Here is a 15,379-nt window from a genome sequence, read left to right on the forward strand (position 1 = left end):
GAACCCGACCATGCTGCATATCTTCTGTCCTCACTGTGGCGAACTGCGCTCCGAAGAGGAATTCCACCCGTCCGGTCAGGCGCACATCCCGCGCCCGCTGGACCCCGGTGCCTGTACCGATGAGCAATGGGGCGACTACATGTTCTTTCGCGATAACCCGCGCGGCCTGCATCACGAACTGTGGATACACGCCGCCGGTTGCCGCCAGTATTTCAACATGACGCGTAACACCGTGACCTACGAGATTCTCGAGACCTATCCGATCGGTACCAGACCGCAGTTCACGGATCAGGGAGACAAGGTATGAGCCAGACCCATCGCCTGCCCAACGGCGGCCGTATCAATCGCAGCAAGGTGCTCAACTTTACCTTCAACGGCCAGACCTACCAGGGCTTTGAAGGTGACTCGCTGGCCTCTGCCCTGCTCGCCAACGGTGTCGATATCATCGGCCGCAGCTTCAAATACTCCCGCCCGCGCGGCATCTTCGCAGCGGGTTCGGAAGAGCCCAATGCGGTGCTGCAGATCGGCGCGACCGAAGCGACGCAGATCCCCAACGTGCGCGCTACGCAACAGGCGCTGTACTCGGGACTGGTCGCAACCAGCACCAACGGCTGGCCGAGTGTGAACACCGATGTCATGGGCATTCTGGGCAAGGTCGGCGGCAAGCTGATGCCGCCGGGTTTCTACTACAAAACCTTCATGTACCCGCAATCGTTCTGGATGACTTACGAGAAGTACATCCGCAAGGCTGCCGGCCTGGGGCGCTCGCCGACCGAGAACGACCCGGACAGCTACGATGCGATGAACCAGCACTGCGACGTGTTGATCGTCGGTGCGGGCCCGGCAGGTCTGGCCGCCGCCCTGGCAGCAGGTCGCTCCGGTGCCCGCGTGATCATTGCCGATGAACAGGAAGAGTTCGGCGGCAGCCTGCTCGACAGCCGCGAAAGCCTGGACGGCAAACCGGCCGCCGAGTGGGTGTCGACGGTCGTCGCCGAGCTGAAAAGCCTGCACAACGTCACCCTGCTGCCGCGTGCCACGGTCAATGGTTACCACGATCACAATTTCCTCACCATCCACGAGCGCCTCACCGACCACCTGGGTGATCGCGCGCCAATCGGCATGGTCCGCCAGCGCATGCACCGGGTACGTGCCAAACGTGTGGTGCTGGCCGCCGGTACTCACGAGCGTCCGCTGGTCTATGGCAACAACGATGTGCCCGGCAACATGCTGGCCGGTGCCGTATCGACTTACGTCCGCCGTTATGGCGTGGCACCGGGCAAGAAACTGGTGCTTTCCACCAACAACGATCATGCCTATCGCGTCGCTCTGGACTGGCTCGACGCCAGCCTGCACGTGGTAGCGATTGCCGATGCACGGCATAACCCACGCGGTCCGCTGGTTGAAGAAGCGCGGGCCAAAGGCATTCGCATCCTGACCGGCAGCGCGGTCATCGAGGCCCGCGGCAGCAAGCGCGTGACGGCTGCCCGCGTTGCCGCCATCGACGTAAAGACGCACAGCGTGACCAGCCCCGGCGAATGGCTTGAATGCGATGTGGTTGCCAGCTCCGGCGGTTACAGCCCGATCGTGCACCTGGCCTCGCACTTGGGCGGCAAGCCGGTCTGGCGCGAGGACATCCTCGGCTTCGTACCAGGCGAGGCACCACAGAAACGTATCTGCGTAGGCGGCGTCAACGGCGTCTACAGCCTGGCTGACAGTCTTGCCGATGGCTTCGAAGGCGGCGTGCGCGCTGCCAGTGAAGCGGGCTTCAAGGTGGTCGAAGGCGTGATGCCCAAAGCCCTCAGCCGTGCTGAAGAGCCGACGCTGGCGTTGTTTCAGGTGCCCCATGAAAAAGGCACCGCTCGGGCACCCAAGCAGTTCGTTGATTTTCAGAACGACGTCACCGCCGCCGCCATTGAACTGGCAACGCGCGAGGGTTTCGAGTCGGTCGAGCACGTCAAGCGCTACACCGCGCTGGGCTTCGGCACCGATCAGGGCAAGCTGGGCAACGTCAACGGCCTGGCCATCGCCGCCCGTTCACTGAATGTGTCGATCCCGGAAATGGGCACCACCATGTTCCGTCCCAACTACACGCCGGTGACCTTCGGCGCGATAGCCGGACGTCATTGCAAACACATCTTCGAACCCGTGCGGTTCACCGCGCTGCATGCCTGGCATGTCAAAAACGGTGCCGAATTCGAGGACGTCGGCCAGTGGAAACGGCCGTGGTACTTCCCGAAAAACGGCGAAGACCTCCCCGCCGCCGTTGCTCGCGAATGCAAGGCGGTGCGCGACAGCGTCGGCCTGCTGGACGCATCGACACTGGGCAAGATCGATATTCAGGGCCCGGATGCACGCGAGTTCCTTAACCGTATCTACACCAACGCCTGGACCAAGCTGGACGTGGGCAAGGCGCGCTACGGCCTGATGTGCAAGGAAGACGGCATGGTCTTCGATGACGGGGTAACCGCCTGTCTCGCTGACAACCACTTCCTGATGACCACCACCACGGGCGGCGCAGCGCGCGTCCTGCAATGGCTGGAAATCTATCAACAGACCGAATGGCCGGACCTGAAAGTGTATTTCACCTCAGTGACCGATCACTGGGCGACCCTGACGCTGTCCGGTCCCAACAGCCGCAAGCTGCTCAGCGAAGTCACCGATATCGATCTGGGCCGTGAAGCCTTCCCGTTCATGACCTGGAAGGAAGGTCTGGTCGCCGGAGTGCCGGCCCGGGTATTCCGCATCTCGTTTACCGGCGAACTGTCCTACGAGGTCAACATTCAGGCCGACTACGCCATGGGCGTTCTGGAAAAGATCGCCGAGGCAGGCAAACAGTACAACCTGACGCCTTACGGCACCGAGACCATGCACGTGCTGCGCGCAGAGAAGGGTTTCATCATCGTCGGTCAGGACACTGACGGCTCGATGACGCCCGACGACCTGAACATGGGCTGGTGTGTCGGCCGTACCAAGCCGTTCTCCTGGATCGGCTGGCGCGGCATGAATCGCGAAGACTGCGTGCGTGAACAGCGCAAGCAACTGGTCGGCCTCAAGCCGGTGGACCCTGCCAAATGGCTGCCGGAAGGCGCGCAACTGGTCTTCGACACCAAACAGACGATTCCGATGAGCATGGTCGGCCACGTGACCTCCAGTTACGCGCACAACTCGCTGGGCTATTCGTTCGCGATGGGCGTGGTCAAAGGCGGCCTGGCGCGTATGGGTGAGCGGGTCTTCGCACCTCTGGCCGATGGCAGCGTGATCGAAGCCGAGATCGTTTCTTCGGTGTTCTTCGATCCGAAGGGCGAGCGGCAGAACGTCGAGTAGCACACGATGAGCCGATCATCCGCGGCACACAGAATTCAAGCAGGTGAATCATGAGCACAGCCAACGTTTACCAGCAGCGCCCGACCTCCGATGTCAAAGCCGAGTCGCCGCTGTTCCATGCAAACCTCGACAGCCTGATTGGCAAGGGGCGCGCCAGTCCGGGGGTTTTCCTGCGCGAGAAAAAGCTGCTGGGGCATCTGACGATTCGTGGCAATGCCCACGATCCGGCCTTCGCCGCTGGCGTCCACAAGGCGCTGGGCATGGAATTGCCCGCCGCGCTGATGCTGGTCATCAGCGGCGAGAGCTCGCTGCAGTGGCTTGGCCCGGACGAGTGGCTGCTGATCGTGCCGAGCGGCGAAGAGTTTGCGGCAGAACAGAAGCTACGCGACGAACTGAGCGGGCAGCACATCGCGATCGTCAATGTCAGCGGCGGGCAGTCGATTCTTGAACTGAGCGGGCCGAAGGTGCGCCAGGTACTGATGAAGTCGACCAGCTACGATGTGCACCCGGACAACTTCCCGGTGGGCAAGGCAGTCGGCACCGTGTTCGCCAAGTCGCAACTGGTAATCCGCCGGACCGGAGAAGAAACCTGGGAGCTGCTGGTCCGCCGCAGCTTCTCGGATTACTGGTGGCTGTGGCTGCAGGATGCGAGTGCCGAGTACGGGCTGAGCATTCAGGCGTGAAGCGCCCGGAACCGGCGCTGAAACCGCAGCGTCAGTCTTAATGGAGACTCCTGCGGGAGCATTTGCACGATAGCCGACACGATGATTATTGTCCCCACGCTCCGCGTGGGAATGCAGTTCCGGACGCTCTGCGTCCAGCTTGAGCAGGCTGGCTGACACTGTCAGTCAGATTTGCGGATAACGAATACTCTGGAGCATTCATTTAATGAGCCGCGCGCCCGACACATGGATTTTGACCGCCGACTGCCCCAGCATGCTGGGCACGGTAGACGCAGTGACGCGCTTTCTGTTCGAGCAGGGTTGCTACGTCACAGAACACCACTCCTTCGATGACCGCCTCTCGGGACGCTTCTTCATCCGTGTGGAGTTTCGTCAGCCCGAGGCTTTCGACGAACAGGCGTTCAGGGCCGGGCTGAGTGAGCGCGGCGAAACGTTTGGCATGATCTTCGAACTCACCGCGCCCAACTACCGGCCAAAAGTAGTGATCATGGTCTCGAAAGCCGATCATTGTCTCAATGACCTGCTCTATCGCCAGCGTATCAATCAACTGTCCATGGACGTGGTCGCGGTGGTGTCCAATCACCCTGATCTTGAGCCACTGGCTGGCTGGCACGGCATTACGTACTACCATTTCCCACTGGACCCGAACGACAAGCCTGCGCAGGAAGCCAAAGTCTGGCAGGTCATCGAAGAGTCTGGTGCAGAACTGGTTATTCTTGCCCGTTACATGCAGGTCCTGTCGCCGGACCTGTGTCGCAAGCTGGACGGCAAGGCGATCAATATCCACCACTCGTTGCTGCCCGGTTTCAAGGGCGCCAAGCCCTACCATCAGGCGTACAACAAGGGGGTGAAGCTGGTCGGTGCCACGGCGCATTACATCAACAACGATCTGGACGAAGGTCCGATCATTGCTCAGGGCGTGGAAGTGGTCGATCACAGTCACTATCCCGAAGACCTGATCGCCAAGGGTCGAGACATCGAAGGGCTGACACTGGCCCGCGCGGTGGGTTATCACATCGAACGGCGGGTGTTCCTCAACGCCAACAGGACAGTGGTTTTGTAGGCGCAAGCTGCAAGCTGCAAGCTGCAAGCTGCAAGCTGCAAGCGATCCGTATTTCTCGCCGCTTGAAGCTTGCAACTGTTCTTCTCTGCTCTAAATCTGCTTCATCACAATAAAAGCGAGGTGACATGTATGTCTGGTAATCGCGGTGTAGTGTATCTCGGCGCTGGCAAGGTCGAAGTGCAATCAATTCCTTTCCCGAAAATGGAAGATCCACGCGGCAAGCGCATCGAACACGGCGTGATTCTGCGCGTAGTCTCCACCAATATCTGTGGCTCGGACCAGCACATGGTACGCGGCCGCACCACGGCGCAGACCGGGCTGGTACTCGGTCATGAAATCACTGGCGAAGTATTGGAAGCCGGTCGTGACGTGGAACATCTGAAAGTCGGTGATCTGGTTTCTGTGCCATTCAACGTGGCGTGCGGCCGCTGCCGCAGCTGCAAGGAACAGAACACCGGCGTCTGCCTGACGGTCAACCCGGCGCGTCCCGGTGGTGCCTATGGTTATGTCGACATGGGCGATTGGGTCGGCGGCCAGGCTGAATACGTGCTGGTGCCTTACGCCGACTTCAACCTGCTCAAACTTCCGGACCGCGATGCGGCGATGGAGAAAATTCGCGACCTGACCTGCCTGTCCGACATCCTGCCCACCGGCTACCACGGCGCAGTGACTGCCGGGGTGGGGCCGGGCAGCACAGTCTACGTTGCAGGCGCTGGCCCGGTCGGCCTGGCTGCGGCGGCGTCAGCACGCTTGCTGGGCGCTGCCGTGGTGATCGTCGGCGACGTCAACCCGACACGCCTGGTTCACGCCAAGGCCCAGGGCTTCGAAATTGCCGACCTGTCCCAGGACACCCCCCTGCACGAGCAGATCGCTGCCCTGCTCGGCGAACCTGAAGTGGATTGCGCCATCGACGCCGTAGGCTTCGAAGCACGCGGTCACGGCCATGCTGGCGCTCAGGCCGAAGCACCCGCCACTGTTCTCAACTCGTTGATGGGCGTAGTGCGCGTCGCCGGCAAGATCGGCATCCCCGGCCTGTACGTCACCGAAGACCCGGGAGCCGTGGACGCCGCGGCAAAAATGGGCAGCCTGAGCATCCGCTTCGGTCTGGGCTGGGCCAAATCCCACAGCTTCCACACCGGCCAGACCCCGGTCATGAAATACAACCGCCAGCTGATGCAGGCGATCATGTGGGACCGCATCAAGATCGCCGACATAGTGGGTGTCGAGGTGATCAGTCTGGATGATGCCCCGCGGGGTTATGGCGAGTTTGATTCGGGCGTGCCGAAGAAGTTTGTGATTGATCCGCATGGGTTGTTTAGCGGGGCGTAGATCCATCTTCGATCTTTTAAAGCAGCGTAAAGCAGCGCACTTATGCAGGTGCGCTGTTTCCTGAGAGGTCAGTCGAATTTCCTTTCTAAAACCGCACGGCAATATTCACGGAAGACGTGGGATCTGACTGCCTGAAGTTAACACTTACTGAAATACTTTAAGAATGATCTCTCTGCAACATTTCCCCTCTTCTGATTACCTTCAAGGCACGTGCTTGAGAGCGTGAAAGTCTTGGATACTGATAAATTGTATCCATTGGCAGATCTCCAGTGAGCACACGCTGGAATGGCGTTGCGGGAAGCTCGATACGCTTTGGACGGCGCACCACTCCGCTTGGGAGGTGGTAGATATTACGAGGTGCTATTGAGGACTTAGGGGCGGCCCATCTTGTATGCAGCCGCGCGTCGCTTGGTACCGCAGGTAAACGCCGTCGAGTTTTTAAATGAGCCGGCACATTTTCAGGTTGGGCCAGTTTATTGATGAAATCTGGAACAGCTACGGGCCCTTTAGCCCCTGAAACGCCTCCTGTACGCGTTAAACGCGAGGAGGTTGGACTGCCAGGCACAAGAACGCTATGGCGGTGCTCAGTGACTTTTTTCGCAGCGACCAAAGCTTGTCTATTTCGGAATATCAGTGCCAGTATTCGAGCATTAACGTGCCCCGTCGGATCAACCCGATTAACCGGATCCCCCCCACAGTACCCATACGCATTCACCCCACCCTCACCAAACGGGCTCAAACTGTCGGGGCTATTGAACCTCATCAACACCGGGTTAAACGCCCGATACCCGTTACCCAGCAAATAGTGCCCCGTCACCGGGTCAACTCGCTGGCCGGTAAAGCTCGGCAGGCCAGCGGGGCCTGAAGGATGACGATGTCCGTAAGGTGTGTAGGCAAACTCCAACCACTGAGCGACGGTCACTGACTGCTGTTGATCCGTTACCAACAACGTGCCCTCGCGCTGATTATTTTCTGCACTCAGGCACGCCAGCAAATACTCATCCGTGCGCATAAGCGTGTGCTGGACCTGCCCCTGAATCTGCGTAGCCAATTGAGTCTTCTGATAAAAAAAGCGAGTGCTGCCCTGCCCCGCAGGCGAACAATCGGCCAGGCGATCCAATGGATCGTAGCGATAGACACAGAGCACGGATTGCCCGGACGACGCCATGTTGTCACTCCTTTGAAGTCACCCTATGGCAGCAAGTCTGGGCTGACGCTCTGCTGCCGCCCAGCTAGCAGAACTACTAGGCTGTTCCGCCTGCGGGACAAAAAACGCTGGGGAAGCGCCCTACTCCCGCACAGCCCTCACCAATACCGAGTAGTAATGCTCCTGCACGTAGGCGTTGCTGTCAGGTTCCGGCGACCCGCGCATGCTGTCGATTGACGGGAAAAGCCCCAGATTCCAGTTCCGTCTGGCCGGCAATTGCGGCGTGACTCCGTCTTGATCAGGCTCACGTGCAGGCTCGGACAAATCCGAGGCCAGCACCCCGGTAACCTGCCCGTTCTGGTCCAGCACTTTCCCGGCCACGAACATGAAATGAAACGGGTAGTCGGATGACGGGCTGCCCTCCAGCCCCCCTCGCTCGATGAAACCGATACCTTCACCGATCTCGGGAAATGACTGCTCGCCGACGAAGTAATCAGAGTGGCCGCGTGCATTTATCCAGTCATCGAGCGCTGTTGTCGTGATATTCAGGCTCACCGGCTGGCCATCCTGCAGGGCGACGACCTCGACATTGGGCACCACGGGCGTCGGATCGTTAAGGCTCTCGCCCTGGTAATCGAACGCGACTTGTCCACCGGCATATTTCGACACCAGGAATTCGGTGCTGGAGATGCAGCTTTCAGGCACCGCTGCCCTGGCTTCGAGCCTCACATAACCGTCACGATCTGCTGCGATGGAGTGGAAAAGGCTCGATGGCACATTAAGCTTGCCGGGCACCAGAACGTCGTCGTCCATAATGTGCAGGTCTTCATGGTGAACCTGAAGCGTTCCGCTCGCCGTGTCATGAGCGGAATGGGACTCGTGGGTTGCGAAGCTATCGGTCGGCCGCCGGGTGCGGATGCTGCAGATCATTTGATCGACGACATTGCCGCCCTTGAGCGTTGGCCGGTTGATCAGCGTGAACTCATGCCCGCCGATGTGACGCACCCAGGGCAGTGCCAGGCTCTCGGCGCGCGACCTGCCCTGCGGCGGCACCAGCAGAAACACCCGGTTGCGCTCATCCCATTCGGCCCGGTAGATCCTGCCGTTATCCAGCTTGATGTAGTCACGCCCCTCAATCGAGTAACTGCCGCGCTTTGGCCCGCTGCTGATCGCCTCGGCACCTGTCAGGTCGACAGCCGCGCTGGCAATCCCCACACCTCGGGTTCGCTCGGGATAAAGGGCATCGTCGATGTGCAGTTGCAGTTGCGCACCGCTCAGATGTGCATGCTCGGCCGGCTGCTCCAGGCTGGTGACCGACTCATAGGTGTAGCCGCGCTGCGAGGAAAGAAAAATGCGTCGCGCATCGGTTTCCGAGACGTCATCGAGCGACAGCACGGCGATACTTTCGATTCTCGACGGGTCGCTAAAACAGGCTTCGACATGATCGATGACCGACCCCGCATGACTCAGGTAAAACTCATCGTGCAGATGCCCCGCCAGCATGCCGAGATGCCTGGCAGGCGAATGGGCGAACCAGGCTTTTTCCCCTGACTTCAGGCTGACTTCAGCCATCATCAGGTTGTTGCGGGCCAGCTTCTCCTGAAGCTGACTGACCAAGGCAGCTCGCTCGCTGGCGTGCGGCGGAATGTTTTCCTGCGCGGCCAGCAGCGGCCCGTTCAGACGAAGCTGCTTGAGGATATTTTCCCCCAGGCTTAACTCCCTGGACCTCGATGCCGCTCCCCATTCAATGGTATGGCCCAGCAAGGTATTGGCCAACGCCGCCTGGTTGCGCGCAGCAAAAAGAATGGCCAGTTCCTCGGGGGTATCGAGTACATAGTATGGATTTTCCACCGAGGTAATAGACGAGGGCAGCCGCGACTTGATTTTGGCCACGGCGTCGATGTTCCTGGCGACCCACTGAGGGTTGCGTGCATAGGCTTCGTTCGCCGCTTTCGCGCCATAGAACAGCTCCAGTGCAAAGTCATCATGGGCGATGCCGTCGCGATAATCCGACTGGTCGTGCCACAGGTGAGGCAACGCCCGTTTGGGATCGGCTTGCGGGCTGATTTTCTGCAGGGTCAGGGCAACAGGCCGCTGGTCGTGCAACGTCTCGCCCGGCGCCAGCGCCAGGAAGTGCTCGATGGGCAGCGTGCCGCGATAGTGAACGCCGCGATCCGCTTCGATCACCAGTTCCTGCCCGCGGCCATCACTGAGCGTCGCCAGAACGCCGGCCACGGTTTTTCTGCCGACCAGACCTTGCAGCGTATCGCTTATCCGGACAGTCACGAACATGCCCTGAGCGGCAACAATCTGTGCCTGAATTTCAGGCTTGTAGGTCGGGATTGCGGGCAAGACCCTGGCGACGTCCATGCGGCTGCCGTCAGCGCGAATGAAGGCGGTCGTCTCAACATCGGTGCCCGCATGTTCGAGTACTTCGACATGACCCTTACGCTCGGTGACGTATTTGTGCTCGATCACGCCAAGCGCCACGCTCTGCTGGCTTACCCTGCCATCTGCGTCGATGACCCGCACGGAGGCTGTTTCAAGTGTCACCACGCAGTTGTCATACCAGCTGACCGTGTTGGCGGGAGCCAGAAAACGCTGCGGTCGGCCGCTGAAGCCAAGCGGAAAATCTTCGGTGTGGGCAAAACGTGAAAGCTGCGGGGCGTCGACCGTTGACTGCGGATGCCTGCGCCATTGCCCTGCTTCCAGGTCCAGCGTATGCAGCGGTCGCAATTCCGTCCCCGCCAGCCCGCTGACCATCCGGCAGGCATAGCCGTTGAGCATGTAAATCTTCTCGCTTATCCCACCCAGCAGCACCGCCCGAGCACCGCCCTCGACCATCGCGTTGCCGTTCCAGTCGAGGCGCGTGACCTTTCTGCCCGTGGGCCTTTCGGATATCTGTCCATCCTCGGAGACCCGCCAGTGGGAGCTGCTTGTCGACGGCCGACGCCTCGCGAGGTGTTCGCCCTCGGCTTCGCGCTCGATGGCATCGCTGTGCTCAGGGTGTCGAGCCGTTTCGGTCAGATCAGACCTGTCAGACACGCCGTGCTCGCTGACGGTCTGTTGATAATGCAGTGTCGCGGAGCGCAGCCCTTTCACCGCCGATATGCCGCAGTGCAGCGCCGAACGCAGACCGACCAGCAGAAAACCGAAGTTCTTCACCGACGCCTCGTAGTCGTTGGCCCTGATCGACTCGCCGAGGGCCTGGACCTGCTGGCTCATCGTCCAGCTGTTGGTGCCTTGCAGCATCAGCACACCCAGCACCCTGGGAGGGAGCGTGCGCAGCTTGCACAGCACCAGCTCGGCAATGATGTTGAGTGCATCCGTAGCGATGCCTTCATCATTGCCGTCGTAAATATCGAACCCCAGGTTGATGAAGTTGCCCAGTACAGGAATCAGTCCGCCGACCTGATGCACCAGTTGCAGCACATGCTGCGCGCTGGTCGACATGTTCTGAATGTCATCATAGTTAGCCCGGGCACTCAACATCTGCCTGAACGCCAGAGCACTGGCTTCAAGGCGGACCTTCTCGTCGGCGCTCAATAACTCGATGCAATGAACCGGCCTGTCACTGTCCGACAGCGTGGCCCCTTCCAGAGATTGCAAGCGCTCGGCGGCAGTACCGGAGACCAGCACGAGCCGCTCGGCCTCCAGCGCCCGGTAGGTTTCGGTCGCCTGGATGGCGTAGTTCTCGGCCTCGCGCTTGAACGCTGCCTGTGGTGCGGTCAGTCGAGCAGGCAGAAGGCTGTTGTTGACGAAGGCAATGTTCGCCTCGAATAAACCGGTCAGCTTCGCCTGCAACGCGTCCAGACTTGCGGTGTAACGGGTTTTATCGGCGAGCGCCTGAGCCAGCTGCCCGAGCCGTTCATCACGATTGTCGGCAAGCGCCAGCTCGCGGCGCAGGTCTTCGTCATACACCACACTCAGCAGGGTTCGATAACCGAGCGACTCTTCGTGCCTGAAGAACGTGCCGGTATTGATCCAGCCGGCCTGGTAACTGATATCGAACGAAGACCGCGCAATCACCGGCCAGCAGGATTCGTTCAGCCCCAGATAACGGCACAGTTCACGCGCCACGAACTCCGGCTGGGTCGGCTGCAGAACGACTTGCAGTCGCTGTTGGTCCTCGAGGTTCTGCGCAATCACGCTGTAATAGGCGTTGACGGCATCATTCAAGCGCCGGGTATAGGCCGCGTGACGCTGCGCGTGCGGCAACGCCGGCAGGTCCTCCTTGTAATGTGCCAGCAGATAGCGGACCGCGCGCTGCAATGTCACCGAGTGGCCGGCGTCCCATTGCACCTCGCGCAGCTCCTCGGTCAGCGCCACAAACCGCGACCTGATGACGTCATAAGCACCCAGTGCAAGCGGGTCTACGTACAGAAACGGAGGTTCTTTGCTGCGGATATCGAAGGCTTCGATGTCGATATCGCTCAGCGGATGACGACGCTGGACAGGATTGGGCACGATCACTTGCACGATCAGCCGTTCGATATTGATCGCCCCCTCGGCCTCGCCATAGCAAATGGTATTGATCATGTAAGACGACAGTTCCTGGCGCGCCACGTCGAAATATTCGGCAAGATCTTTCGCGCGCCAGGGATTGACGGTGTGCTGCTCCCGGTAGATATCCTGGTGGCCGTCGCTGTCGTAAACGACCAGTTTCAGGGTGATGCCACCGGCTTGCTGGAACATTGCCAGCAGCGCGTTTTCGTTGTCTTGCAGCGATGCACCGAAATGCCGGTAGCTGTTCAGCAAGGTGCGGCATCGATCAAGATGCCACTGCATCTCTTTCTCCAGCTCAAGGTCGATGACACCGTAATCGTCAGTGCCATGCGCCTGGACCTTGTGCTGCCGGAAGGTGTAGACCTGCGACGTATCGAGCATGAAACGCTGGTGTTCTGCCAGGGTGAAAGGCAACGCGGGCGCCATCACTGCGGGGTCGGCTTCGCGCTCTCCGGGCAACAGCGCAGTGATCGCCTGCAGCAGGTCGTCTCGGGTGGCAGCCAGGGGAATATCGACACCGTAGTAATCGAGCAGGCCGTGCAATGAGACGGTTCGATCGTCGCGAATGGCCAGAATGCACCTGGCATCTGCGGACTCCAGATGCGGCGCCAGCGGGGCCAGGCAGTCCGTGAAACGGATCACTCGCAGGTGCAGGTCTGACAGCGTGGCGTGTGCAGGTTGCCGGCCCTCGGAAATGCCCTGCAGTTGCAGCGAGTGAACCGGCCTGCCCTCATTCATCCTGACATGCAGCACACAGGTGAAAGGCTGCATGAAGTCCACCTGAGTCGTGTTGACCAGATCAAGAACGTAGCGCAGGTCTTTAAGGCGTACCCCGGGCAACAGATCTTCATCGATATCGCCAGCAGGGTCCACGCCGGCGATAGCCCGGAGCAACACCTTGAACTGCTGCACGATAGAACCGCCAAAAGCGACGCTCGCAAACAACGGCGAGTCATCGGCCACCGCCACGAACACTCTGTTGGTCGCACAGGTGCCGGTCGTCACGTCCCGTATTCGTGCCCGCAGCGTATTCAGCAACCTGCGGTAATCGCCCCGGGTACGATCGATGCGCTCGCTTCGGACACACGACGAATGTGACTCGCGCTGATGACTCTGCGCAATATCGAACGCCGCTTTGGCCAGTTCGTGCTCGGGGCCTTCCCCCGATGCCGGCGAAGCGACAGAACGGGTAACGCGTTCTGCGCTGTCGCTGAGGGCGTTCAGGTCGTCATCGAACAGCATTGATTTCAGGGTACTCAGGAGTTCGATGTCGTCGGCCCATCGCCCGAACGAGCTGGCAGCCCCAAGTACCTGGATCTCGTCCAGTAGCGTGAAACCTTCGGGTCGGGGACGTTGCAGAATGGCGGCCAGTTGCTCGCGACCTTCAGTTGCCAGTACGAGATGAAGGCTTTCCCTGGTGGCAGCTGGCATGGAAGGAAGTGAGGTGTAGGTGTCGGTCATTGCTGATGCTCCGTGCATTCCAAATGACCGACACCATGCTGTTTCGCGGAAAAAGCGGGGTAATACATAGATGTTTCAGGACGACCCAGGTCCAGTCACCGAGCAAATACCGGACGTTGCCGTGGTTCGCGGCCCCGCCCCGGGAACAAGCTTCTGTTCCTCCAGTCAAACCCTCTGCTTCATCGCCCACTCACGGGCGGTTCGAGTTCGATAAAGGTGACGCAATGAAAACTGCACGCGCAATGGCTTTGGCAACGTTGATGGCTGTGGCGGCAAGCCCGGCATTTGCCTTCAATCTGAATGACGCCGCGAACGCGGTCTCCAATGCCACCAACGGCAATCAGAAAGCCACGGCGGCACCCGAAGTCGCGGGGCTGCTCAATACCCTGGGTACGCAGCTCAATGTCACCCCGGAACAGGCGGTTGGCGGGACGGGCGCATTGCTCGGGCTGGCGAAGAACAAACTGACCAGCACCGATTACTCGCAGTTGGCCAAGTCGGTCCCGGGCCTGGAGCAAATGTCCGGCACGTCCGCGCTGGACAGTCTGGGCGGCGCCAACGGGCTGGGCAGTCTGCTGGGCGGCAAGTCAGGCAATAGTTCGATGCTCAACAGCGCACTGGGCAACGTGCAGAGCATGGGTGATGTGAACAATGCCTTCAAGGCGTTGGGCATGGACAGCACGATGGTCAGCCAGTTTGCCCCGCTGATTCTGCAATACCTGGGACAGCAAGGTGCCAGTGGTTCGGCGTTGCAGAGTCTGAGTGGGTTATGGGGTACCGGGAGCTGAGCCGGACCTTATACGCGTAGCCTTCCTCAATATATCTCCGCTCTTGTACTGCTTTTTTTGCATAGCGCCCGAGATCATCGCACCTGCTGAATTGAAGGCCGCGCCAACCATGGCGGTGCTGCGGCCTTCAGGTAATTGCCGAGCCCATTTGAAAGCAGCCGCCCCAAACGCTGTCGAGTCGTTTTTTTTCCCGGAGTACACTTGCGACGCCAGTCGCGCGTAATACTCGGCCTGCTCAAAACTCAACCCTGAGTCTCCGTGACTGGCAAAATTGCGATTCACTTGACGGAGGTTTTTGATGAAGGAAGACTGGCTGTCATTGAATGGTTCAAGCGCGTCATCAAGCCATTTTCTACTGCCTTGCAGAGGCATCGGTGAGCTAGCAGCAGGGATTAAGCCTTTGCGGGTTGTTTCAATCACATCGCCAAATTGCGCGCTGATCAGTTTTACCGACTTTAGCGCACGCGGAATGAACACTGCCAAAACCATCCGAAATACTTGTCCCGTCGGATCGACGTTATTGACAGGATCTCCTCCACAGTAGGCATAACCATTTATCCCGCCTTCACCAAACGGGCTCAGCGTATCCGGGCTGTTAAAGCGCATCAGCGTCGGGTTGAATGCGCGAAGTCCATTGCCCAGCAAGTAATGTCCAGTGATCGGATCAATCGTCTGCCCTGTAAAACCAGGTACGCCCAGTGCGGCTGTTTGCAGGGATCGCCTGCCATAAGGGCTGTAGACAAACGCCTGATTGCGCATGGCATCAAGGCTGTGCAGCACCGAGCTGGCTTGATCTGTGGCAAGCAGATCGAACAGGAGCTGATCAGATTCCACACGGCGCAATGCCAGTAAAAGATCCTCTGTCTGAACGACAGACTGGCGGGAAGTGCCCTGTATTGCTGTGGTCAGGCGGTTGTTTCGATAGAAACGCCTGACGACCTCCTGCCCCGCTGGCACTATGCTTGCCAGTCGGTCCAGTCCGTCGTAACGGTATAAGCCGATCAGCGAAACATCGGGCGATGACATGAGAGCGGATTCCGGCAACATTAAAGGCCAGTCTCATCCGCCCGTTTCGCCT

The 15,379-nt window shown here is 59.7% G+C and carries 9 protein-coding genes; 6 read left to right on the top strand and 3 right to left on the bottom strand.

From position 1 onward, the window contains the following. Positions 1 to 10 precede the first annotated feature (10 nt). The 5 genes from AC54XV_RS24655 (at position 11) to fdhA (ending at position 6,399) form a co-directional block, all read left to right on the top strand. The gene (locus tag AC54XV_RS24655; protein WP_003316160.1) at positions 11 to 307 is read left to right on the top strand and encodes a sarcosine oxidase subunit delta; all 297 of its coding nucleotides are present in this window, start codon (positions 11 to 13) and stop codon (positions 305 to 307) included. Next, complete coding sequence (locus AC54XV_RS24660) at positions 304 to 3,324, top strand: sarcosine oxidase subunit alpha (protein ID WP_058399316.1); 3,021 nt, start codon at positions 304 to 306, stop codon at positions 3,322 to 3,324. The genes AC54XV_RS24655 and AC54XV_RS24660 overlap by 4 nt, the downstream gene beginning before the upstream one ends. A 50-nt stretch (positions 3,325 to 3,374) precedes the next feature. Then, positions 3,375 to 4,007: a sarcosine oxidase subunit gamma gene (locus tag AC54XV_RS24665; protein ID WP_003402202.1), complete on the top strand. Its 633-nt coding sequence runs from the start codon at positions 3,375 to 3,377 to the stop codon at positions 4,005 to 4,007. Between the two features lie 205 nt (positions 4,008 to 4,212). After that, complete coding sequence (gene purU / locus AC54XV_RS24670) at positions 4,213 to 5,070, top strand: formyltetrahydrofolate deformylase (protein ID WP_003402204.1); 858 nt, start codon at positions 4,213 to 4,215, stop codon at positions 5,068 to 5,070. A 129-nt stretch (positions 5,071 to 5,199) separates the two neighbouring features. Continuing rightward, positions 5,200 to 6,399, top strand: a complete 1,200-nt coding sequence (gene fdhA / locus AC54XV_RS24675; RefSeq protein ID WP_024640215.1) for a formaldehyde dehydrogenase, glutathione-independent — start codon at positions 5,200 to 5,202, stop codon at positions 6,397 to 6,399. A 157-nt stretch (positions 6,400 to 6,556) separates the two neighbouring features. On the opposite strand, the gene AC54XV_RS24680 is transcribed toward fdhA, so the two are convergent. Continuing rightward, positions 6,557 to 7,567 carry an RHS repeat-associated core domain-containing protein gene (locus AC54XV_RS24680; RefSeq protein ID WP_258081720.1) on the bottom strand — a complete coding sequence of 337 codons (1,011 nt, stop codon included), beginning with the start codon at positions 7,565 to 7,567 and terminating at the stop codon, positions 6,557 to 6,559. Between the two features lie 120 nt (positions 7,568 to 7,687). Continuing rightward, on the bottom strand, positions 7,688 to 13,513 hold the full coding sequence (locus AC54XV_RS24685; protein WP_496717324.1) for a hypothetical protein: 5,826 nt from the start codon (positions 13,511 to 13,513) through the stop codon (positions 7,688 to 7,690). Positions 13,514 to 13,737: 224 nt separating this feature from the next. Here AC54XV_RS24685 and AC54XV_RS24690 point away from each other — a divergent pair, with 224 nt between their 5' ends. Continuing rightward, positions 13,738 to 14,301 carry a DUF2780 domain-containing protein gene (locus AC54XV_RS24690; protein ID WP_003402209.1) on the top strand — a complete coding sequence of 188 codons (564 nt, stop codon included), beginning with the start codon at positions 13,738 to 13,740 and terminating at the stop codon, positions 14,299 to 14,301. Here AC54XV_RS24690 and AC54XV_RS24695 read toward each other — a convergent pair. Then, positions 14,281 to 15,327: an RHS repeat-associated core domain-containing protein gene (locus tag AC54XV_RS24695; protein WP_496717326.1), complete on the bottom strand. Its 1,047-nt coding sequence runs from the start codon at positions 15,325 to 15,327 to the stop codon at positions 14,281 to 14,283. The two genes, AC54XV_RS24690 and AC54XV_RS24695, sit on opposite strands and share 21 nt — an antisense overlap. Positions 15,328 to 15,379: the final 52 nt, after the last annotated feature.

Source organism: Pseudomonas fragariae (ex Marin et al. 2024), from assembly GCF_059621105.1.

Excerpts from the sequence above, each read along its gene's own strand:
- AC54XV_RS24660 (WP_058399316.1), top strand. The coding sequence starts at position 304 with ATGAGCCAGACCCATCGCCTGCCCAACGGCGGCCGTATCAATCGCAGC.
- AC54XV_RS24680 (WP_258081720.1), bottom strand. The coding sequence starts at position 7,567 with ATGGCGTCGTCCGGGCAATCCGTGCTCTGTGTCTATCGCTACGATCCA.
- AC54XV_RS24690 (WP_003402209.1), top strand. The coding sequence starts at position 13,738 with ATGAAAACTGCACGCGCAATGGCTTTGGCAACGTTGATGGCTGTGGCG.
- AC54XV_RS24695 (WP_496717326.1), bottom strand. The coding sequence starts at position 15,327 with ATGTCATCGCCCGATGTTTCGCTGATCGGCTTATACCGTTACGACGGA.
- purU (WP_003402204.1), top strand. The coding sequence starts at position 4,213 with ATGAGCCGCGCGCCCGACACATGGATTTTGACCGCCGACTGCCCCAGC.
- fdhA (WP_024640215.1), top strand. The coding sequence starts at position 5,200 with ATGTCTGGTAATCGCGGTGTAGTGTATCTCGGCGCTGGCAAGGTCGAA.
- AC54XV_RS24685 (WP_496717324.1), bottom strand. The coding sequence starts at position 13,513 with ATGACCGACACCTACACCTCACTTCCTTCCATGCCAGCTGCCACCAGG.
- AC54XV_RS24665 (WP_003402202.1), top strand. The coding sequence starts at position 3,375 with ATGAGCACAGCCAACGTTTACCAGCAGCGCCCGACCTCCGATGTCAAA.
- AC54XV_RS24655 (WP_003316160.1), top strand. The coding sequence starts at position 11 with ATGCTGCATATCTTCTGTCCTCACTGTGGCGAACTGCGCTCCGAAGAG.